At 65.9% G+C, this 20028-nt stretch carries 22 protein-coding genes; 19 read left to right on the forward strand and 3 right to left on the reverse strand.

All coding sequences use genetic code 11. The features are described from left to right. Positions 1 to 96 precede the first annotated feature (96 nt). The 3 genes from DB708_RS11510 to DB708_RS11520 are packed head-to-tail and all read left to right on the forward strand — an operon-like array spanning position 97 to position 3074. Entirely contained in the window at positions 97 to 978 is an 882-nt protein-coding gene (locus DB708_RS11510; RefSeq protein WP_409347588.1) for an acyl-CoA thioesterase, read from the forward strand. Between the two features lie 5 nt (positions 979 to 983). Then, entirely contained in the window at positions 984 to 1898 is a 915-nt protein-coding gene (locus DB708_RS11515) for an LLM class F420-dependent oxidoreductase (RefSeq protein ID WP_108922045.1), read from the forward strand. After that, the gene (locus DB708_RS11520; RefSeq protein ID WP_108922046.1) at positions 1899 to 3074 is read left to right on the forward strand and encodes an acyl-CoA dehydrogenase family protein; all 1176 of its coding nucleotides are present in this window, start codon (positions 1899 to 1901) and stop codon (positions 3072 to 3074) included. On the opposite strand, the gene DB708_RS11525 is transcribed toward DB708_RS11520, so the two are convergent. Further along, a complete protein-coding gene (locus tag DB708_RS11525; protein WP_108922047.1) occupies positions 3058 to 3732 on the reverse strand; it encodes a DUF427 domain-containing protein in 675 nt (224 codons plus the stop codon). The genes DB708_RS11520 and DB708_RS11525 overlap by 17 nt on opposite strands. Positions 3733 to 3741: 9 nt before the next feature. Next, positions 3742 to 4230 (reverse strand): winged helix-turn-helix transcriptional regulator, encoded by a 489-nt coding sequence (locus tag DB708_RS11530; protein ID WP_108922048.1) that lies wholly within the window; start codon positions 4228 to 4230, stop codon positions 3742 to 3744. A 126-nt stretch (positions 4231 to 4356) separates the two neighbouring features. Here DB708_RS11530 and DB708_RS11535 point away from each other — a divergent pair, with 126 nt between their 5' ends. The 13 genes from DB708_RS11535 to DB708_RS11595 all read left to right on the forward strand — a co-directional run bounded on the left by DB708_RS11535 (position 4357) and on the right by DB708_RS11595 (position 15479). After that, on the forward strand, positions 4357 to 5277 hold the full coding sequence (locus DB708_RS11535; RefSeq protein WP_108922049.1) for an NAD(P)H-binding protein: 921 nt from the start codon (positions 4357 to 4359) through the stop codon (positions 5275 to 5277). Positions 5278 to 5336: 59 nt separating this feature from the next. Continuing rightward, complete coding sequence (locus tag DB708_RS11540) at positions 5337 to 6506, forward strand: CaiB/BaiF CoA transferase family protein (protein WP_108922050.1); 1170 nt, start codon at positions 5337 to 5339, stop codon at positions 6504 to 6506. Between the two features lie 168 nt (positions 6507 to 6674). Further along, positions 6675 to 7256: a hypothetical protein gene (locus tag DB708_RS11545; protein WP_108922051.1), complete on the forward strand. Its 582-nt coding sequence runs from the start codon at positions 6675 to 6677 to the stop codon at positions 7254 to 7256. After that, positions 7256 to 7960, forward strand: coding sequence for an NIPSNAP family protein (locus DB708_RS11550; RefSeq protein WP_108922052.1), 705 nt, complete (start codon positions 7256 to 7258; stop codon positions 7958 to 7960). Before DB708_RS11545 ends, DB708_RS11550 begins: the two co-directional genes overlap by 1 nt. A 47-nt stretch (positions 7961 to 8007) precedes the next feature. Then, complete coding sequence (locus DB708_RS11555; protein ID WP_108922266.1) at positions 8008 to 9183, forward strand: cytochrome P450; 1176 nt, start codon at positions 8008 to 8010, stop codon at positions 9181 to 9183. Between the two features lies 1 nt (position 9184). Further along, positions 9185 to 10153, forward strand: a complete 969-nt coding sequence (locus DB708_RS11560) for a zinc-binding dehydrogenase (RefSeq protein ID WP_108922053.1) — start codon at positions 9185 to 9187, stop codon at positions 10151 to 10153. Next, the gene (locus DB708_RS11565; protein WP_108922054.1) at positions 10150 to 10896 is read left to right on the forward strand and encodes an HpcH/HpaI aldolase family protein; all 747 of its coding nucleotides are present in this window, start codon (positions 10150 to 10152) and stop codon (positions 10894 to 10896) included. The genes DB708_RS11560 and DB708_RS11565 overlap by 4 nt, the downstream gene beginning before the upstream one ends. Then, complete coding sequence (locus DB708_RS11570) at positions 10893 to 11291, forward strand: nuclear transport factor 2 family protein (protein WP_108922055.1); 399 nt, start codon at positions 10893 to 10895, stop codon at positions 11289 to 11291. The genes DB708_RS11565 and DB708_RS11570 overlap by 4 nt, the downstream gene beginning before the upstream one ends. After that, positions 11288 to 12016, forward strand: coding sequence for an SDR family NAD(P)-dependent oxidoreductase (locus tag DB708_RS11575; protein ID WP_108922056.1), 729 nt, complete (start codon positions 11288 to 11290; stop codon positions 12014 to 12016). The genes DB708_RS11570 and DB708_RS11575 overlap by 4 nt, the downstream gene beginning before the upstream one ends. A gap of 7 nt (positions 12017 to 12023) precedes the next feature. Further along, entirely contained in the window at positions 12024 to 13547 is a 1524-nt protein-coding gene (locus DB708_RS11580) for a flavin-containing monooxygenase (protein ID WP_108922057.1), read from the forward strand. Further along, the gene (locus tag DB708_RS11585; protein ID WP_108922058.1) at positions 13544 to 14461 is read left to right on the forward strand and encodes an alpha/beta hydrolase; all 918 of its coding nucleotides are present in this window, start codon (positions 13544 to 13546) and stop codon (positions 14459 to 14461) included. Before DB708_RS11580 ends, DB708_RS11585 begins: the two co-directional genes overlap by 4 nt. A gap of 36 nt (positions 14462 to 14497) precedes the next feature. Further along, entirely contained in the window at positions 14498 to 14983 is a 486-nt protein-coding gene (locus tag DB708_RS11590) for an acyl-CoA thioesterase (RefSeq protein WP_108922059.1), read from the forward strand. A gap of 55 nt (positions 14984 to 15038) precedes the next feature. Further along, positions 15039 to 15479, forward strand: a complete 441-nt coding sequence (locus DB708_RS11595) for an SRPBCC family protein (protein WP_108922060.1) — start codon at positions 15039 to 15041, stop codon at positions 15477 to 15479. A gap of 89 nt (positions 15480 to 15568) precedes the next feature. Here DB708_RS11595 and DB708_RS11600 read toward each other — a convergent pair whose 3' ends face one another. Further along, positions 15569 to 16264, reverse strand: coding sequence for a GntR family transcriptional regulator (locus tag DB708_RS11600; protein WP_201263496.1), 696 nt, complete (start codon positions 16262 to 16264; stop codon positions 15569 to 15571). A gap of 181 nt (positions 16265 to 16445) precedes the next feature. On the opposite strand from DB708_RS11600, the gene fadD5 reads away from it, so the two are divergent. From fadD5 to DB708_RS11615, 3 genes are all read left to right on the forward strand, one after another. Further along, positions 16446 to 18104, forward strand: coding sequence for a fatty-acid--CoA ligase FadD5 (gene fadD5 / locus DB708_RS11605; protein ID WP_108922061.1), 1659 nt, complete (start codon positions 16446 to 16448; stop codon positions 18102 to 18104). A 332-nt stretch (positions 18105 to 18436) separates the two neighbouring features. Then, complete coding sequence (locus tag DB708_RS11610) at positions 18437 to 19153, forward strand: MlaE family ABC transporter permease (RefSeq protein ID WP_409347594.1); 717 nt, start codon at positions 18437 to 18439, stop codon at positions 19151 to 19153. Position 19154: 1 nt separating this feature from the next. After that, entirely contained in the window at positions 19155 to 20024 is an 870-nt protein-coding gene (locus DB708_RS11615; protein ID WP_108922062.1) for an MlaE family ABC transporter permease, read from the forward strand. Positions 20025 to 20028: the final 4 nt, after the last annotated feature.

Raw genomic sequence — 20028 nt, forward strand, 5'->3', positions numbered from 1 at the left:
CGATGTTCGGCCGAGTCTTGTTAGCCAAGCTTTACAAATCCTACTCAAAGTGTCACGCTGAGCCGGAAGCTGCAAGTGCGAGAAGTGGAGTCCGATTTGACCACGGAATCTGAGCAGACCGAGTGGACGGTGCAGGGCCTGCTGGATCTGTTCGACGTGCAAGCCGACGGGGACGACCGATTCTCCGGTGACACCGGCATCGCCGGCGGCGACGAACGGCAGGTGGTGGAAGGCACCCAGGTGCTCGCCCAGGCGATTGTCGCCGTGTCCAAACGATTCCCGGACAAGTCGGTGCGCTCGGCACACGCGGTGTTCTCGCGTGCCGTGGTTGTCGGCCCGCCGATCGAGCTCGTCATCGACGTGGTGTCCGAGGGCCGGTCCACCGCGACCGCGGTCGTCGCCGTGCATCAGAACGAGCGGCGCTGCCTGAGCATCACGGTGCTGGCCGACGTTCCCACCGACGACGTCATCCGCCACCACCTGCCGCGGCCCGAGGTCGCGGCCCCGGCTGATGCGCACCACACGCCGATGCCGATGGCCGGACGCGAACTACGCCTGGTCGACGTCGTCGACGTCAACAGCCCCGACGAGGTCGGGCCGCCGGAGCTGTACGCGTGGTTGCACTATGACCCGATCCCGGCCCGCGACGACCTGGCCAAGGCGCTGCTGGCGTACTTCACCGGTCATCTGGGGATCTCCACCACCATGCGTCCGCATGAGGGCATCGGCACCGCCCAGGCGCACCTGACCGTGTCCACCGCTCCGATGAGCATCTCGGTCGCCTTCCACGAGCCGGTCAGCTGGTCCGGATGGCTGCTCTACACCCACGAGAGCACCCAGGTCGGCGCCGGAATGTCGTACGTACGCGGCACCGTGCATGCCGAGGAGGGCGAGTTGCTGGCCTCCTTCGCCCAGGAGGCGCTGATCCGGCCGCTGCGCACCAGCGACACCTCGATCGACTCGCGCGCCCGCTTCTGACCGCCATGTATTTCACCATCACGCACCCGATGCACAGCCATCCCTACAACCCGGAGCTGGTGAGTGGGGACGGCATCGGGAAGATGGCGGCGGCCACCGAAGCGGCCGGCGTACACGGGTTCGGCTTCACCGATCATCCGGCACCGTCGCAGCGGTGGCTCGAGGCCGGCGGGCACGACGCGTTAGATCCCTTTGTCGCATTGGGTTTCGCGGCGGCCACCACGTCCACGCTGCGATTGATCCCCAACATTGTGGTGTTGCCGTATCGAAACCCGTTCGTGGTGGCCAAATCCGGCGCCACCCTGGATCTGCTGTCCGGTGGCCGCTTCACGCTTGCGGTCGGCGTGGGCTATCTCAAGCGTGAGTTCGCGGCACTGGGCGTCAGCTACGACGAGCGCGCCGAGCTGTTCGAGGAGTCGCTGCAAGTGATCCGATCGATCTGGACCGGCGACGACATCACCTTTGAGGGAAAGCATTTCAGCGCGCGCGGCATCACCGCGCATCCCCGGCCGCCGAGTAGCCCGCCGATCTGGATCGGCGGCAACACCACGGCGTCTCGCCAGCGGGTAGCGCAGTACGGGGACGGCTGGTGCCCGTTTCCCGCCCCGCCCCAACTGGCCCAGACCGCCGGCACCGCCGTCATCGACTCGGTGGCCAAGCTTGCCGACGGCATCGACGATCTCCGGCGTCGCTGCGATGCCGAGGGCAGGGACTGGTCCGCGATCGACATCACCTTCACCAACTTCGATGGCGGCAGCCCGACCGACGACGCGTTCAACGCCGACGCGTACTTGGAGGGCCTGCAGAAGTTGGAGAAGCTGGGGGTCACCTGGGTCAGTGTCCACCTGCCCGGCGACAGCGTGGCACACGCGCTCGAGACTCTCGACCGTTTCCGTACGCTCGTGATCGACGCCGTCTAAATGGACTTTTCCCACGTCGACCTTTCGCCCGAGGACCAGGAGTTTTACCACAAGTTCCGGGAATTCATCACCGAACATGTCACCGACGAAGTGCGACGGCGTGATCGTGAGATCGGTGAAAACTTCAGTGAGCCAGTGCATTTGGCACTGGGCGAAGCGGGGTATCTGACGTCGGACTGGAAGCTGGAGTCCGAAGGCGGCTTCGATCCGGTGCGCCGCCGGATCTTTCACCTCGAGATCGGCCGTGCTCACGCGCCGTGGTTCCACTGGGGCACCACGGCGGTCGTCGCCCGGTTGGTGCAGCAGTTCGGGGTGCCAGAACTCGTCGACGCGGTGCTGCCCGGCGTGCTGTCCGGCGAGATCCGGCTGTGTCTGGGCTACACCGAGCCAGAGGGCGGCTCCGATGTCGCGACCTGCAAGACCCGAGCTGTGCGCGACGGTGATGGATGGATCATTAACGGCTCCAAGATGTTTACCTCCAATGCGCAGAATGCCAAGTATGTCTTCCTGCTCACCAACACCGATCCGCAGGGACGTAAACACAAGAACCTGACCATGTTTCTGGTGCCGCTGGATTCATCGGGTATCGAAATCCAGGGCATCCGCACGCTGGACGGCGACCGCACCAATATCGTGTATTACAGCGACGTGCGGGTCGATGATCTCTACCGGATCGGTGAGGTCAACGGCGGCTGGACGGTGATGCGGTTCGCCCTGGACGCGGAGCATGGCATCACCGACCCGGCAGACCATGGCTTGCAGAACATTTCGATGATGTCAGAGCACGGCCACCTGATGGCGGAGGCGGCCGACGGGGTCGCCGCCATCCTGTCCGCGCCCGACGCGGACGGGCGGCGGGGCATCGACGATGAGGCGACGAAGTACCGGCTCGGCCGTAGCCTCGCCCGCATCGAGGCCGCGGTCTCCACTCCCGGCACGTACGGACGTGTCGCACTGATTCAGACGATGCGCGACGTCTCCCCGGAGCTGATGGACATGCTGGGGGCTGCATCGACATTGCCCACCGACACAACGGGTTCGGTGGATAACGGCGCCGTCGAGTTCATCTTCCGGCACGGCATCCCCGCTGGGATCTACGGCGGCACCATGGAAGTCTTTCGCAACATGATCGCCCAGCACGATCTGAAGCTCGGCCGCCCTAGCTACGGCGGATGAGAGGTAGCTCGGCCACTACATCCGCGTGCGTGTCGTCGAAGCTCAGAAAGCCTTTGATGGGCCAGCTTTCCGCCGGCGGTTCCGAATAGCTCCAGGCCACGTCGTCGATGCTATCCGCGGACCAGTACGTCGCGAAACCTTTGTAGTTGCAGTAGCTCGACGTCTCCGAGCGGCGCAACAGATCGATTCGCACGTGCGCAGGATCGACGTAAAGCCGTGGCTCGAGCGAGGTTTCGAAAACGATCACGGTATCGTCGGTGTCGACGAGCACGGTACCTGCGACGCTGACGCGCAGGCGCCGCGTGGTCGGGCGGCAGTCGACGCGGTGATACGGATTCGGCGGGTAGTGAACGAGTTCGCGGCCTTCCTCCAGCCAGGTATCGACGGCATCCCACGGCACGTGCACGAAACCCGGTGCCTCCGGCTCGGGTTCGGCGGGTAGGTCGCCCACTTCCTCGGCCCGGAACAGATAACTCAGCGGGCGGCCCTGCCGATGCACCATCAGCACCTGCTCGGTGTCGATCACCGGGCGGCCGCCCCGCAGCGCCTGCACGCGGCGTGGGTGCGGTTCGATGTAGACGACGTCGCCGGGCAGCGGGGGAGAGAACCGCCCGGCCGGATCGCTACCGAGCGGACCACGTCCGGCCACCAGACTCATAGGCCTAGGTTAACGCCGACGTCCGGCACCACTGGCCCGGATCTGGATGTCCGCCGAACGCTTCTTCGGGGCATCGGAGTCGGTGGTCACTCGAACGGCCAAGGTTTGGCCGGTGCCGGCGTCGATGAACGACAGTGGCGGTGAGCCGTCCTGCAGGTAGGTGTCGCCCCACTGCACCAGCGACATGAACACCGGCAACAAGTCCTCCCCGGGCTCGGTCAGCCGATACTCGTCCCGGGCCCGGCTGCCCGGCTCTTGGTACGGGACGCGCGCGACGATCTGGGCCGCTTCGAGCTGTTTGAGTGCCCGCGACACCGCCGGTGCCGACGTCTTGATCCGATCTACGAAGTCCTCGAAGCGCGTTGTGCCGAAGAATAATTCGCGCAGGACCTGAAACGTGGTCTTGGTGTTGAGCAGCTCGAGAACCTTGGACATCGAACAGGAATCGCCAGCCGACCACCACTGCCGGCGGTCCTGCAGCCTCTTCTCGAACTCCATCCGAAACTCCTATGGATAACGCTTGCGTTAGTCAGCATACAATGATTTGATCTAACTAACGACAACATTAGTCAGCGTGGGGGTGCTAGCGCGCCGACCAACGCCCATCAACGGCAAGGAGACAACATGTCGACCGAACGGCTGTTCCTGATCACCGCGCCAACCGGAAACACCGGGGCGCCCACCGTCAAGTTCCTGCTCGAAGGCGGTCACCGGGTACGCGCCTTCGTGCACCGCATCGACCATCGCTCCGCGGCGTTGGCCGACCTCGGCGCCGAGATCGTCGAGGGCGACCTGCTGGACTTCCGCGCAGTCAGCTCGGCCATGGCCGGTGTCGACGCCGCCTACTTCTGCTATCCGATTGCGCCGGGCACCCTGCTGCCCGCCACCACGATCTTTGCTCAGGCCGCCGGCGAGGCCGGGGTTGACGCAGTGGTCAACATGTCCCAGATTTCGGCGCGTCGGGAAGCGAAAAGCAATGCCGCCCAGCAGCATTGGCTAGCTGAACGGCTGTTGGATCGCGCGACGTTCAAAACTATCCACCTGCGTCCGACCTTTTTCGCCGAGTGGCTCAAGTGGCAATGGCAGCGCGACGACAACGAGGGCGTGCTACGGCTGCCCTTCGGCGACGGCCGGCACGCGCCGATTTCTGGCACCGACCAAGCCGCGGTGATCGCCGCCGTCCTGCGCAACCCTGCGCCGCACGACCGCCAGATCTACCCGCTGGTGGGGGCCAGGGAACTTGACCATTACGGCATCGCCGCCGAAATGGCGGACACGCTGGGCATCCCGGTCCGTTACCAGCCGGTCGGAATCGCCGAATTCGCAATTGGGCTGGTCGCGGCGGGCTTCCCGGACTTCTTCGTGCAACACATCAGCAGCGTCGCCCAGGACTACCGGGACGGAATCTTCTCCGGCGAGAACAACCTGGTCGAGGTCATCAGTGGGCACCAACCGATGACCGTGGCCGACTACGTCAACGCCAACCGGGCCGAGTTCGATCACGACGGCCGATTCGTGCAACGCGGTCAGCTCAAGGCGAGCTGACCGCGCGCGATCGGGGGCTTGTGCGCGGTCCGGTTGTGTCACGGAGTAGGAACTTAGCCATGGCAGGACCGGTGGAAGGCCTCAAAGTCGTCGAGCTCGGAGTGTGGGTGGCCGGACCGGCCGCCAGCTGCATCCTGGCGGACTGGGGTGCCGACGTCGTCAAGATCGAGCCGCCGGCCGGCGATCCGGGCCGCACGTTCGGCCGGATGCTCGGTTGCGACCTCGGCGTGAACCCGCCGTTCGAATTGGATAACCGCTCCAAGCGCAGCATCGTCTTGGATCTCAGCACCGACGAGGGCCGCGAGATCGCCTTCGAATTGCTGGCCGATGCAGACGTTTTCGTGACCAACGTCCGTCCCGGTGCATTGCAACGCCTCGGCCTGGACTTCGAGTCACTGTCGGCCCGCTGCCCGCGGCTGGTCTACGGCCTGATCACCGGCTACGGCCAGACCGGCCCCGATGCCGACCGGGCCGCCTACGACGTGGCCGCGTTCTGGTCGCGTGCCGGGGTGGCGCACTTGCTCACCCGGCCCGGCCAGACGCCGCCGTTCCAGCGCGGCGGCATGGGCGACCACTCGGCGGGCATGACCCTGGCCGCGGCCATCTGCGCGGCGCTGCTGGCTCGCGAGCGCACCGGCACCGGTCAGCTGGTGACGACGTCGCTGTACCGCCAGGGCGCCTACACCGTGGGCTTCGACCTGAACACCTATCTGCTGACCGGCCAGCCGATCGCGATCGGTCAGCGCGAAACCATGGGCAACCCGTGCATGAACAACTACGCCGCCGGTGACGGGCGGCGCTTCTGGATCGTGGGCCTCGAAGGCGACCGGCACTGGCCGCCGCTGTGCCGCGTCGTCGGGCACCCGGAATGGCTCGAGGACCCGCGATACAGCGACGCCGGCGCCCGCTTCGCCAACGGTGTGGAGCTGATCGCCGAGCTGGACCGCATCTTCGCGACCCGCTCGCTGGACGAATGGGCGCAGGCCTTCGCGGCCGAGCCGGACTTCTTCTGGTCGCCGATCAACTCGATCGAAGACGTCATGGCCGACGAGCAGTTCCATGCGGCGGGCGGCATCGTCGATGTACCCGATGGACAGGCCAGCATCTCGATGGTTGCTACCCCGGCGGATTTCCACGGCACGCCGTGGGCGCCGCGCGGGCCGGCTCCCGAACTGGGCCAGCACACCGACGAAATCCTGGCCGAACTGAAGGCCCGCCGCGACTCCTGACGCTCCGGAGAAGCTTTACAAATTTTGGTAGAAGTGTCACGCTGTGCGATGAGCCGCGTCGCCCGTCGTGTGAGGCGGCGTCAGCCCTTGAGAAGCCCATGACAAGCGCTGCAGCCAGATGCCGTAGAGCCAGTGCATTCCGCGGTGTGGCGGTGAGGAACGGATTTGATGGTCACTCCGACGTTTGACGTCAGCGCGAGCCGGCGGGTTAGCGCCCAACGGGCAATCCACGGTAACGGCGAGTGTCTGCGATATCGGCTGGATGTGGTGGCGGGCAGCGCCGTCGACGTCGTGCACTCGGCCGGGGGATGGCTTTACGACCGGGTGATGGCGGGCTGGGAGGTGACCGTGTTGTTGCCGGGCAGCTGCGACACCCGGCCGCTGCGCATCCTCGGGGTGGCGGTTGTGGACACCGAATCGGAATTCGTCCCCACCGCGATGGGCTCGACGAGTCACACGCTGGCCGTCAGCGCCGAGGCATTCAGCGCGGATGCCCGACTGCGTGACAAGGTGCTCGAATCCCTGGGCGACCGGCTGACCGAAGTCGCGCTGTGGGGCGACGGATGGCCGTTGGGCGTGAACCGCGGGATGACCCGAGCCCAGCATGTACTGTCCGCGGCGGCGCGCAAGTTCAAGGGCTACGCCCTTGCAGCAGCCGGGATCCCGTCTGCCTTGGTCGAACCGACCGAGACGTTGCTGTGTGAGGCGAGCTATCCGCGCGTCGATTCAGAGCTGGTCCGGCTCGACTGATGAAGAAGTATTACGGCCACACCCTGCTCTACCTGCATGAGACGATCTCGCTGGGATCCGGGCTTGCCGCCCGATTCACCGAGGTTTTCGCCGACATCTACCAGCCGATGATGGACGAGCTCGGCGCCCGGCTGTTCGCGATGTGGGAGGCCACGCCCTACAACGGTCACTGGCCACAGGTGACGATCATCTGGGAGATCGACGGGTTCGCCGACTACGCCAAGCTCGGGGTGGCCCGGGCCTCCGGCGGCAGCCACGAGGCCGCGGCCGGCAAGTGGTCGGCATTTCTGGCCGAGATCGGCGCCTCGGGGGAAGGGCGAATCATGTATCCCGGGCCCAGCAATAAAACCCTCCGCCAGCTGCGCGAAGCCAATTTCGCTGCGACGCTGGTGATTCAGGAGATCATGCAGACCAAGCCCGGACGCCAAGACGACTACATCCGCGAGCTGGAACGGCTGTATGTCCCGTGGTCGGAGCGCACCGGTAAGCGGTGGCTGGGTTCCTTCACCACCACCTTCCGTTACAACGAGGTCATCCACTACTGGGCGCTGGACGGCGGTTGGGATTGCTTCGCCAATCACTACCCCTCGTGGAAGGACAGCCCGCCCGCCGAGATCGTCACCTGGATGAGCGTGGCGCCGGCATTGCGCGACGGCTGGGAGGATTCGATTCTGCAGGCCCTACCGCCTTCTCCGCTGCAGTGACCGCCCCGACCGCTGACTTTGCGTACGACCCCTTCGACGCGGATGTCATGGCAAACCCGTTGCCGTACTACCGCACTCTGCGCGATGAGCATCCGGTCTACTACATGCCGCAGTGGGACACCTTCGCCCTGTCCCGATTCGACGACATCTGGCAGGTTCTCGAAGTCAACGACGGAACCTTCGTCGCGTCGGAAGGAACCCTGCCCGCAGCGGCGGTGCTGGCCAAGCACAACGCCGGACCGGTCGAGGATCCGCCGTTGCATCCCTTGCCATTTCACGCGGTATTCGACGCCGACCTGTACGGCGAGATCCGTCGCGCGCATTCGCAGCCGTTGCGGCCCAGATCGGTGGCCGGGCTAGAGGCCAGGATCCGCGAGTTGGCCAACGAGCGCCTCGATCTGCTGCTGCCGCAGGGGTCGTTCGACCTAACCCAGGACTACGGTGGCATCGTGGCGGCCTCGATGGTCTGCGACTTACTGGGCATATCAACCGAACTCGCACCGCAGGTGCTGGCGGCGGTCAATGCCGGCAGCCTCACCGCACCGGGTGAGGGCGTCGACACCGCGCAGTCTCGCCCCAACTACCTCGAATACCTGATACCCGTGGTGCAAAGGCGCCGGGTGGACCAATCCGGCGACCCACTTCCGGTCGTCGACGGTCTGCTGGGGTACCGGCTGCCCGACGGCAGCGCCCTGTCCGACGCCGAAACCGCCACGCAGATGCTGTGCATCTTCATCGGCGGCACCGAGACCGTGCCTAAGATCGTCGCCCACGGCCTGTGGGAGCTCAGCCGGCGGCCCGACCAGCTTGCCGCGGTGCGTGCTGATCCCGCCGCCAACGTGCCGGTGGCCCGGGAGGAGATGCTGCGGTACTGCGCACCCGCGCAATGGTTCGCCCGAACGGCGCGACGGCCGTTCGGAATTCATGGCCAGACTATCGAGCCGGGCCAGCGGGTGATCACGCTGCTCGCCTCGGCCAATCGCGACGAACGGGAGTACCCCGACCCCGACGAGTTCATCTGGAATCGGCCCATCACCCGCTCCCTGGTGTTCGGCCGCGGCCAGCACTTCTGCATCGGCTATCACCTGGCCAGGTTGGAAGTGGCTGTGCTGGTACAGGAATGGCTGCGCAGAGTGCCCGACTTCGAGATCAAGAGCCAGGCCGCCACCCGCCTGCCGTCCAGCTTCCAGTGGGGGTTCAACCAGATCCCGGTGGAGGTCTGACGTGTGGTCCTACCGGATCGTCGCCCCGTATGAGTTCGAGCGCACGTCGATCGCAGATAAAACCCCGGACAGCCTGGCCGACGGTCAAGTGCTGCTGCGGTTCCTGGCCGCCGGGGTCTGCGGCAGCGACCTGCCGGGCTTTCGGGGTGCCAAGGGCAGGCTGCCGGGCGACGACGGGAAAGGCGCCGCCGAGAAGGACGGCTTCCCGATCCACGAGGTGGCCGGCGAGGTGATCGCCAGCCGGCACCCCGAACACCGGCCGGGCGACCGAGTGGTGGGCTGGGCCTCCGGTTTCGACGGTTTGATGGAGCGGGTGATCAGCGACGGCAACGGTCTCGCGCCGTACGACCCGGCGCTGACCGCCGCGCAGGCGGTCGGACTGCAGCCGCTGGCGTGCGTCCTCTACGCCTGTGAGCAACTGCCCGACCTGGCCGGCCGGCACGTCGCGATCATCGGCCAAGGTTCGATCGGGCTGCTGTTCTGCTACGTCGCCAAGGCGGCGGGTGCGCGGCGCGTCACCGGCGTCGACCCCGTGGACCGGCAGGGCCTCGCAACAACATTCGGCGTCGATGAGGTTGTCCGCGCAACCAGCGATCGGTGGGTCAGCCAACTGGCGCCCGCCGACCGCGCCGACATCGTCATCGAGGCCGTCGGTCATCAGGTCGCCACCCTGGGACACGCCATCGAAGCCGCCGCGCCCGGTGGAACCGTCTACTACTTCGGTGTCGCCGACGACGAGGCCTACCCAATTAATATGCGTCTCATGTTGCGCAACAACCTGACCCTGAAATCCGGTGTGACGCTTGACCGGCGGCGGGTACTCGAGGTCGCCGGCAAGTTCGCCGCCGAACATCCTGAGTTGCTCGGCAGCTATCTGACGCACACCTTCGGCATCGACGACGTGCAGGGTGCATTCGACCTCGCGTGCCGGCCGGTTCCCGAACGCGTGAAGATCGCGATTGCGCAGTGAGCATCTTCGGTGCGGCGCTGGACAAAACGACCCCGATCTGGGGCGGCTGGATCACCGGCCCGACGCTGATCGGGCCGGAGGAATTCGCGCGCGCAGGCTACGACTACGTGGGCTTCGACGCCCAGCACGGCTACCTCGACGACGCCGACATCGCGGGCATACTGCGGCGCCTGGAGCAGGTGCCCATCGCGACCGCGGTGCGGCTACCCAATGCCGACCCCGCGCCGATCGGCCGGGTGCTCGACGCCGGCGCCGACGCGGTCTTCATCGCCATGATCGAATCGGCCGACCAGGCCGCCGCGGCAGTGGCCGCTACCCGCTACGCGCCGGCGGGCATTCGCAGCTTCGGCCCGCTGCGCGCCAGCCTGGGGCTCGACCCCGCCGCCCACGAAGCGCGGGCGAGCGTTTTCGCGATGATCGAAACCGCGGCGTCGTTAACGAATCTCGCCGACATCTGCGCGGTCGACGGGCTGGCCGGAATCTATGTCGGACCCGCCGATCTGGCGATCTCGATGGGCCACGCCGCCGTCGGGTCGACCAGACACCCGGAAGTGCTCGACGCGATCGTGGGAATCCATCGTGTCGCCACCGACGCCGGACTGGTTACCGGGATTCACGCCAGCGAGGGCAAGACGGGTCACGCGATGGCGCAGCTGGGTTTTCGGATGATCACGCTGGCCGCCGAATCGCAGGCATTGCGGCGCGGCGCGGTCGAGCACTTACGCGAGGCGACCGGGCAGTGACCGACGACCAAACGGCGATTCGCGAACTGATAGCCGGCTATGCGCTCACCCTGGACGCGGGCGACGTCGATGCCTGCGTGCAGCTGTTCACCACCGACGCGGAATTCCTGGTCTATGGACGGTCTTTCGCCGGACACGATCCGATTGCCAAGATGTTCCGTGATGCACCCCGCGGGCTGCACCTCACCGGGCTGTCACGCATCGACGTCGGCGCGGATACCGCGACCGCACGCTCGCAGGTGCTGTTCGTCCGAGCCGGCGACCTGCACCTGCGGCCCGCGCTGTACGACGATGAACTGGTCCGCCGCGACCGGCAGTGGCGTTTCCAGCGGCGTCGCTGCCAGTTCATCACCAGCCACGGCCTGTCCGACAGCCCCGAGGTTCCGTCATCATGAGCCAACATGTCGCGCTCGTCACCGGTGCCGCGGGCGGCCAGGGTTGGGCCATCGCGAAAAAGCTTCGCGCGGCGGGGTATTCCGTGGCTGCCTGCGACCTGCGGGCCGACGACGTCGTCGCCGCGGTCGGCGAATTGGGTGACGACGGCGTGATCGCGGTCGAGCTCGACGTGACAAGCGAAGGGCAGTGGCAGGCCGCCGTCGAAAAGACGGTGCGACGATTCGGGTCGCTGAGCACCCTGGTGAACAACGCCGGGGTGTTGCACCGGGCCGCCCTGTCCGACGAGACGGTCGATGATTTCGAAAATGCTTGGCGGGTAAACTGTCTGGGGGCATTCCTGGGTATGCGGGCCGCACTCGGTCAGCTACGGGAGGCCGAACACGCGGCTGTCGTGAACATTTGCAGCACGGGAGCGATCCGCCCGTTCCCCGCGCACTGCGCCTACGGATCGTCGAAGTGGGCGCTGCGGGGTCTGACCCAAACCGCAGCTGCCGAACTGGCCCCGTCCGGTATCCGGGTCAATGCCGTATTCCCCGGACCGATTGCGACGTCGATGCTCGATGCGGACACGCAGAGCCGGTTGGTGGCGACAGCGACGTTCGGGCGACTGGGGCAGCCCACCGAAATCGCAGACGCAGTGGCCTTTCTGGTGTCGGACGCGGCGTCGTTCATCACCGGTTCGGAACTGGTTGTCGATGGTGGACAATGCCTGCAGATTCGATGAGCACGGCATGAGAACGGACCTGTCGGTCGGAATCATCGGCGCCGGCCCGGGCGGATTGGCGCTGGGAATCCTGCTGGCCCGCTCCGGGTTTCACGACTTCACCATCTTCGACCGCGAAGACGACGTCGGTGGCACCTGGCGGATCAACACCTATCCGGGTCTGGCCTGCGACGTGAAGTCGCATCTGTATTCGTTCTCGTTCGACTTGAATCCGGATTGGTCGCGGCTGTGGTCGCCGCAGGCCGAGATCCTCGCCTATTTCGAGCCCTGTACCGACAAGTACCGGCTGCGGCCTCACCTGAAGCTACGCACCGAAATCCGCACGGCGCGTTGGCTGCAAGACACCCGGCAGTGGTGTCTGACCACCTGCAGCGGCCAGGAACACCGCTTCGATGTGGTGGTCTCCGCCGTCGGGTTGTTCACTAACCCGCTGTTCCCGGAGCTCGTCGAGCAGGAGCCGTTCACCGGAACCGTGATGCACTCGTCGCGGTGGGATCATTCGGTCGACCTCGAGGGCGCGCGGGTGGCCGTGCTGGGTACCGGATCGACGGCGTCGCAGCTGATACCCGAACTGGCGAAGGTGGCCGGGCAGCTGTATTCGGTGCAGCGCTCGCCGACGTGGATTCTGCCGAAGCCGGACCGGCACTACACGCGACGGGAGCGCTGGGCCTTCGCGAATCTGCCGTTCGCCAAGAAGCTGTACCGGACCCGGCTGTGGTTACGCAGCGAATCCAACATCTCGGTGATCGAGCATGGCAGCGAAAAGACACAGGATTTCACCGGGATTGCCCTGGGTCTGCTCGAAACGACGGTCGCCGACCACCAATTGCGGCAGCGGCTGACTCCGGATCACCCGATGGGCTGCAAGCGACTGGTGTTCTCGTCGGACTACCTGCCGGCGCTGACCCGGCCCAACGTCGAGGTGGTGTCCAGTCCGGCCCGCTATCTCAAGGACCGATCCTTCGTCACCGAGGACGGCACCGAACGCGAAGTCGACGTCGTGGTGTGCGCAACCGGTTACGCCGCGGCCGACTACCTCGGACAGTTGGATGTTTACGGAGAAGGCGGCACGACACTGCGCGAGGTGTGGAGCGAAGGGGCGCATGCGTATCTCGGCATGGCCGTTCCCGGGTTTCCGAACTTCTTCATGCTGTACGGACCAAATACGAACGTCGGCTCCAACAGCGTGATCTTCATGCTGGAGGCTCAGGCCCGCTACATCGTGCGGGCGCTGAAGTACATGCGGCGCAGGGGCAAGACGTATGTGGCGGTGCGCCCGTCGGCGCTGGCGCGATTCATCGCCAAGATCGACCAGTGGATGGTCGGAACCGTGTGGACCACGCAGTGCAGCAACTACTTTCGTGCCGCGAATGGGCGCGTCGTCACGCAGTGGCCGCGCAGCGCCCGTAACTTCTGGGAGATGACGCGTAGGTTCAAAGCCGCCGACTTCTTCTTCTCCAGCCGCCCACCGAAGCCCGTGTCCGCCGCAGACGGCGAGGCCGTCATCGCGCCGCAGGGGTCGAATCGATGACGGAATTGGACGGTGCGGCGCGCCTCGATCCCGTGCTGCGCGCGGTGGCGACCACCCGGACGGCCTTCTCCCCGGCAGCGATCGAGCTGATGCGCGGGCCGTTCGATCAGCGCCGCCGGGACGCCGCACTGCTCACCGAGCTGCCGGGTGTACAAATCACCAGCGAGAACGTCGGTGTGGTTCCCGTCCGCATTTATCGCGGTGGGCCGTCGCCGGCACCGGTGGTCGTCTACTGCCACGCGGGCGGATTCGCGCTGGGCAATCTCGACACCGATCACCGGCAGTGCGCCGAGCTCGCCCGCCGCGGCCGCTGCACGGTGGTGTCGGTCGACTACCGGCTGGCCCCCGAGCACCCGTACCCGGCCGCGCTCAACGACGCGATCGCGGTGCTGAACTGGGTGGCTGGCAGTGCGGCGGAACTCGACGTCGACCCCGCGCGGCTGGCCGTAGCGGGCAGCAGCGCCGGCGGCACCCTGGCCGCATCCCTGGCGCAGCGCGCCGTCGACGGGTCGCTACCGCCCGTCGTGTTCCAGCTGCTGCACCAGCCGGTGCTCGACGATCGCGCTACCGCGTCGAAATCGGAGTTTCGCACCAGCCCGGCCTTCGACGGCGAGGCAGCCGAACTGATGTGGGGCTACTACCTGGGCGAAGGATCGCCGGATGCCGTGCCGGCGCGGCGCGCCGAATTGCGTGGTCTGCCGTCAGCTTTGATCACCTGTGCAGAAATCGATCCGTTCCGCGACGAAGCGATCGACTACGCGCTGCGGCTACTGCGCGCCGGAGTCTGTACCGAGCTGCACGTGTTTGCGCGCACCTGCCACGGCTTCGATTCGCTGCTACCCGATTGGTCGGACTCGCAGCGGCTGTTCGCGCTGCAAGGCAATGCCCTGACGAACGCCTTCTACGGCAACTAGCGCGGCGTTCGGCGCGAAACATGCTGGAATACAGCCATGGCTATCGTCCCGCCGGCACCAGCGCAGCTCACCAGCAGCGAGTTCCCGGTGCTGTGGCCGGTGGGCACCCGGTGGGCCGACAACGACATGTTCGGCCATCTCAACAACGCGGTCTACTACCAGCTGTTCGACACCGCGATCAACGCCTTCATCACCCTGGGCACCGGGCTTGACCCGGTCACCATGCCGGCGCTGGGCGTCGTCGCCGAATCGGGCTGCCGCTATTTCTCCGAGCTGAAATTCCCACAAAGCCTCGAGGTGGGCCTGGCCGTGACACGGCTGGGCCGCAGCAGCGTCACCTACCGGCTCGGCGTGTTCGAGTCCAAACAGGGCTCGCAAGAAGGCCAGCCGCCGCGACCGGTCACCGCGCTCGGACATTGGGTGCACGTCTACGTCGACCGGGCCAGCCGCAAATCCGTTCCGATTCCCGACCCCATCCGCACCCTGCTGTCGACGGCCTGCGTCGAGGACGAATCGGCTTAGCGCCCGAGATACCGCCCTGCGCCGGGACTTTCGCTTGCCCGGCTATGCTTCGCCCATGCCCGTTTTGAGCAAAACCGTCGAGGTCGACGCCAACGCCGACGCGATCATGGCCATCGTCGCCGACTTCGAGCGGTACCCGGACTGGAGCGAGGGCGCAAAGGGCTGCTGGGTGCTTGCCCGCTACGACGACGGCCGGCCCAGCCAGATTCGCCTGGACGCCGCCTACCAAGGCTTCGAGGGAACCTTCATTCAGGCCATCTACTACCCGGGACCGAACCAGATTCAGACCGTCCTGCAGCAGGGCGAGCTGTTCAAGAAACAGGAACAGCTGTTCAGCGTCGTGGAAATGGGCGCCGCGAGCTTGCTCACCGTGGACATCGACGTCGAACCGTCGATGCCGGTGCCCGCGCCGATGGTGAAGATGATGCTGAACAACGTGCTCGACCACCTGGCCGACAACCTCAAGAAGCGCGCCGAACAGCTAGCCGCCAGCTAATTGCGCATTGCGGCAGGCGAGATTGACGTTAGCGTGCTGACCCCTCGTGTTTCTTCGCGCCAACGTCAATCTCGATAAGCATCGCCGGGCTAACCGAAAATCCCGGCCCCGTTCAGCATTTCGGTGAGCCGCCGTGCGGCGTCGGTGAATTGCCAGACCGTGTGCTCGATCACCGCGGGTGTGTCGCGGCGGCGCAGCGCGGCGATCAACTGCCGATGATTCTCGACCGCGGCGACACCCCACTGCGGGTCGCCGGCGTACACCAGCACCGGCATATACCGGGCGGCGTTGAGCAGGAACCAGGCCAGTTTGATCCGCCCGCTGGCCTGGTTGAAGACGCGATGGAACGAGAACTCGATGCCCGCGATGGTTTCGGGATCACTGGAGCCCACGGCCGCGACAAGCGAATTGTTGATGCGCTCGAGCTCGTCGATTTCGGTCTCGGTGATGTGATCGGTGGCCGCCTCGGCCAGTTCCCGGGCGATAGTCGCCTGCAGCCAGAAAATGTCGTCGATGTCCCGGCGGCTCAGCGGGAGCACCACATGGCCGCGGTGCGGCTCCAGTTGCACCATGCCCTCACCGCGAAGCTTCAGCAACGCTTCGCGCACCGGTGTGACACTGACCCCGAGTTCGGCCGCGGTCTCGTCGAGGCGTATGAAGGTGCCCGGGCGCAACGCGCCGGACATGATCGCGGCCCTCAGGTGCCCGGCGACCTCGTCCGACAGCTGCGCCCGGCGCAGCTGTCGCCGCCTGCCGTGGGGTCGCATAGATAGAGGTACGTTCACGTGGGTTGCCAGGGCTTTCGGGGCGGTTTTCAATGATTTTTCAGGGCGTTTTCAGAGCGTTTTCAGGGCGTAACAGGGCTTGTCATCAGGGCGGTAAAGCCATAGTGTGACCCACACAACACTATGTTTTATCAAATATCAACCTGTCGCAAGCGGTGCGCGAGTGAAGGGAAGGCATTAGTTGACCGCGCAACTTGCTAGCCACGAGGCACAAGCATCGCAGCCGTCACACCCGCACGAGCAGCCGTATCTGGCCCGGCGCCAGAACTGGGTCAACCAGCTCGAGCGGCACGCGCTGATGCAGCCGCAAGCTGTCGCGCTGCGGTTCACCGGGAAGACTCTGACCTGGGCTGACCTGCAGCGACGGGTCGGCGCGCTGGCCGGAGCGCTGCACCGCCGCGGGGTCGGCTCCGGCGACCGGGTGATGATTTTGATGCTCAACCGCCCCGAGTTCGTCGAGGCGATGCTGGCCGCCAACTTGCTCGGGGCTATCGCGGTTCCGCTGAACTTCCGGCTCACCCCGTCCGAAATCGCTCTCCTGGTCGAAGACTGCGAAGCGCGGGTCATGGTCACCGAAGCCGTGCTGGCCCCGGTGGCCACCGGGGCCCGCGACATTCAGCCGCTGCTGGGCACGGTGATCGTGGCCGGCGGGGCAGGCGACGACAGCGTGCTGGGTTACGAAGACCTGGTCGACGAGCCCGGCGGCGCGGCCGAGTCGGCGGATGTCCCCAACGATTCGCCGGCGCTGATCATGTACACCTCGGGCACCACCGGGCGTCCCAAGGGCGCGGTGCTCACCCACACCAACTTGACCGGGCAGACGATGACCGGGCTCTACACCAACGGCGCCGACATCAACAACGACGTCGGCTTCGTGGGTGTCCCGTTGTTCCACATCGCCGGGGTGGGCAACCTGCTGGGTGGGCTGCTGCTGGGCTTGCCGACGGTGATCTATCCGCTCGGTGCGTTTGACCCGGGCCAGCTGCTCGACGTGCTGGCGGCCGAGAAGGTCACCGGCATCTTCCTGGTACCTGCCCAATGGCAGGCGGTCTGCGCCGAACAGCAAGCCCACCCCCGTGACCTGAAGCTGCGGATCATGTCGTGGGGCGCGGCGCCCGCTCCAGATGCGCTGCTGCGGGAGATGTCGGCGACATTCCCCGGTACCCAGATTTTGGCCGCGTTCGGCCAGACCGAGATGTCTCCGGTCACCTGCATGTTGCTGGGCGAGGACGCGATCCGTAAGCGCGGATCGGTCGGCAAGGTGATCCCGACGGTCGCCGCCCGCGTGGTCGACGAAAACATGAACGACGTGCCGATCGGTGAGGTCGGTGAAATCGTCTATCGGGCACCCACATTGATGAGCGGTTACTGGAACAATCCGGAGGCCACCGCGGAGGCGTTTGCGGGCGGCTGGTTCCATTCCGGCGACCTCGTCCGGATGGACGAGGAGGGCTACATCTGGGTGGTGGACCGCAAGAAGGACATGATCATCTCCGGCGGCGAGAACATCTACTGCGCCGAGGTGGAGAACGTTCTCGCCGGTCATCCCGGCATCGTCGAGGTCGCGGTCATTGGCCGCACCCACGAAAAGTGGGGCGAGGTGCCGATCGCGATCGTGGCCATCACCGAGGACGGACCGCGCCTGGATGACCTGGACGGGTTCTTGACTGAGCGGCTCGCACGCTACAAGCACCCCAAGGCGCTCGAGATCGTCGATGCGCTGCCCCGGAATCCGGCCGGTAAGGTCCTCAAGACTGAGTTGCGGGTTCGCTACGGAAACGCGGACCCGGCTCAAAAGCAGGCTACTTCAAGGGATTTCACGGCAGGAGACGAAAGCTGATCGATACTGTAACGTTTGCCCACCGTTGACGAAGGGTTAATTGTGCAGATGCAGTTCACACCTGCTTGGCCATCGGGTACATTCCTGTGGTCTCCGTTACTACTTGCCAGTAGGGAGTCGGTGGTCACACATGTGGATCCGGGGCAAGGTGGGGCATTCCCCAGCCGCCCGGCGGCGAAGGAGCTAGGCGTGCGACACGATTCGTGGCGCCGCGAGACGAGCGGTACCGGCGTAAGGGGGCAGTGGTGACGACGTCGTCGGGTCCGCACTTGGCCGGCTACCTGCGCGACCAGCTGGAGCCACCGCTGACGCTGATCGGCGGCTTCTTCCGGATGTGTGTTCTGACCGGCAGGGCGTTGCTACGTCGGCCATTCCAGTGGCGCGAGTTCATCTTGCAGTGCTGGTTCATCATGCGGGTCGCATTCCTGCCGACAGTCTTTGTCTCGATCCCGCTCACCGTGCTGCTGATCTTCACCCTCAACGTGCTGCTGGCCCAGTTCGGTGCCGCCGACCTGTCCGGCGCCGGCGCCGCGATCGGTGCGGTCACCCAGCTCGGCCCGTTGACTACGGTGCTGGTGGTGGCCGGCGCCGGATCGACCGCGATCTGCGCCGACCTGGGCGCGCGCAACATCCGCGAGGAAATCGACGCGATGGAAGTGCTTGGCATCGACCCGATCCACCGGCTGGTGGTGCCCCGGGTGCTCGCCGCGACCCTGGTCGCCACGCTGTTGAACGGCCTGGTCATCACCGTTGGCCTGGTGGGTGGTTACCTGTTCGGGGTGTACCTGCAGAATGTCTCGGGCGGCGCCTACCTGGCGACCCTGACCACGATCACCGGGCTGCCCGAGGTCGTCATCGCGACCATCAAGGCCGCGATCTTCGGCCTGATCGCCGGCCTCGTCGGCTGCTTCCGCGGGCTGACGGTGCGCGGCGGCTCCAAGGGCCTGGGCACTGCCGTCAACGAAACCGTGGTGCTCTGCGTCGTCGCGCTGTACGCGGTGAACGTCGTGCTGACCACGATCGGCGTGCGATTCGGGACGGGGCACTGACATGACCAACGTCGCCGTATTGCGCTCCCGCTTCCCGCGGGCAGCCGAAAACCTGAATCGCTATGGCGGTGCCGCCGGCCGCGGCCTCGACGACATCGGCCGGATGGCCTGGTTCGGCGCGGTGGCGCTCGGACATGTCCCGCATGCGCTGCGCAACTACCGCAAGGAGACCCTGCGGCTTATCGCCCAAATCGGCATGGGCACCGGCGCCATGGCCGTTATTGGCGGCACCGTCGCCATCGTCGGCTTCGTCACGCTGTCCGGTAGCTCCCTGGTAGCCATCCAGGGTTTCGCGTCCCTGGGAAATATCGGCGTTGAGGCTTTCACCGGCTTCTTCGCCGCACTGATCAACGTCCGCATCGCCGCCCCCGTCGTCACCGGCATTGCGATGGCCGCCACCGTCGGCGCCGGCGCCACCGCCGAGCTCGGCGCCATGCGGATCAGCGAAGAGATTGACGCCCTGGAAGTGATGGGCATCAAGTCGATCTCGTTCCTGGCGACCACCCGGATCATGGCCGGGCTGGTGGTGATCATCCCGATCTACTCGATGGCGATCATCATGACTTTCCTGTCCCCGCAGATCACCACGACGGTGATCTACGGACAGTCCAACGGCACCTATGACCACTACTTCCGGACGTTCCTGCGACCCGATGACGTGTTCTGGTCATTCGTGGAGGCCATCCTGATCACGGGAGTCGTGATGATCACCCACTGCTTCTACGGCTACAACGCCGGCGGCGGACCCGTCGGCGTCGGCGAGGCCGTCGGTCGCTCGATGCGCTTCTCACTGGTTTCGGTGCAGGTTGTCGTGTTGTCCGCCGCGTTGGCGCTTTACGGCGTCAACCCGAACTTCGCCCTAACGGTGTAATGCC

This window comes from Mycobacterium montefiorense (assembly GCF_003112775.1).
Classification (GTDB): Bacteria; Actinomycetota; Actinomycetes; order Mycobacteriales; family Mycobacteriaceae; genus Mycobacterium; species Mycobacterium montefiorense.

Coding starts and splice junctions, on each gene's coding strand:
- DB708_RS11515 (WP_108922045.1), top strand. CDS start 984: ATGTATTTCACCATCACGCACCCGATGCACAGCCATCCCTACAACCCG.
- DB708_RS11520 (WP_108922046.1), top strand. CDS start 1,899: ATGGACTTTTCCCACGTCGACCTTTCGCCCGAGGACCAGGAGTTTTAC.
- DB708_RS11525 (WP_108922047.1), bottom strand. CDS start 3,732: ATGAGTCTGGTGGCCGGACGTGGTCCGCTCGGTAGCGATCCGGCCGGG.
- DB708_RS11530 (WP_108922048.1), bottom strand. CDS start 4,230: ATGGAGTTCGAGAAGAGGCTGCAGGACCGCCGGCAGTGGTGGTCGGCT.
- DB708_RS11535 (WP_108922049.1), top strand. CDS start 4,357: ATGTCGACCGAACGGCTGTTCCTGATCACCGCGCCAACCGGAAACACC.
- DB708_RS11540 (WP_108922050.1), top strand. CDS start 5,337: ATGGCAGGACCGGTGGAAGGCCTCAAAGTCGTCGAGCTCGGAGTGTGG.
- DB708_RS11545 (WP_108922051.1), top strand. CDS start 6,675: ATGGTCACTCCGACGTTTGACGTCAGCGCGAGCCGGCGGGTTAGCGCC.
- DB708_RS11550 (WP_108922052.1), top strand. CDS start 7,256: ATGAAGAAGTATTACGGCCACACCCTGCTCTACCTGCATGAGACGATC.
- DB708_RS11555 (WP_108922266.1), top strand. CDS start 8,008: ATGGCAAACCCGTTGCCGTACTACCGCACTCTGCGCGATGAGCATCCG.
- DB708_RS11575 (WP_108922056.1), top strand. CDS start 11,288: ATGAGCCAACATGTCGCGCTCGTCACCGGTGCCGCGGGCGGCCAGGGT.
- DB708_RS11580 (WP_108922057.1), top strand. CDS start 12,024: ATGAGAACGGACCTGTCGGTCGGAATCATCGGCGCCGGCCCGGGCGGA.
- DB708_RS11585 (WP_108922058.1), top strand. CDS start 13,544: ATGACGGAATTGGACGGTGCGGCGCGCCTCGATCCCGTGCTGCGCGCG.
- DB708_RS11590 (WP_108922059.1), top strand. CDS start 14,498: ATGGCTATCGTCCCGCCGGCACCAGCGCAGCTCACCAGCAGCGAGTTC.
- DB708_RS11595 (WP_108922060.1), top strand. CDS start 15,039: ATGCCCGTTTTGAGCAAAACCGTCGAGGTCGACGCCAACGCCGACGCG.
- DB708_RS11610 (WP_409347594.1), top strand. CDS start 18,437: ATGTGTGTTCTGACCGGCAGGGCGTTGCTACGTCGGCCATTCCAGTGG.
- DB708_RS11615 (WP_108922062.1), top strand. CDS start 19,155: ATGACCAACGTCGCCGTATTGCGCTCCCGCTTCCCGCGGGCAGCCGAA.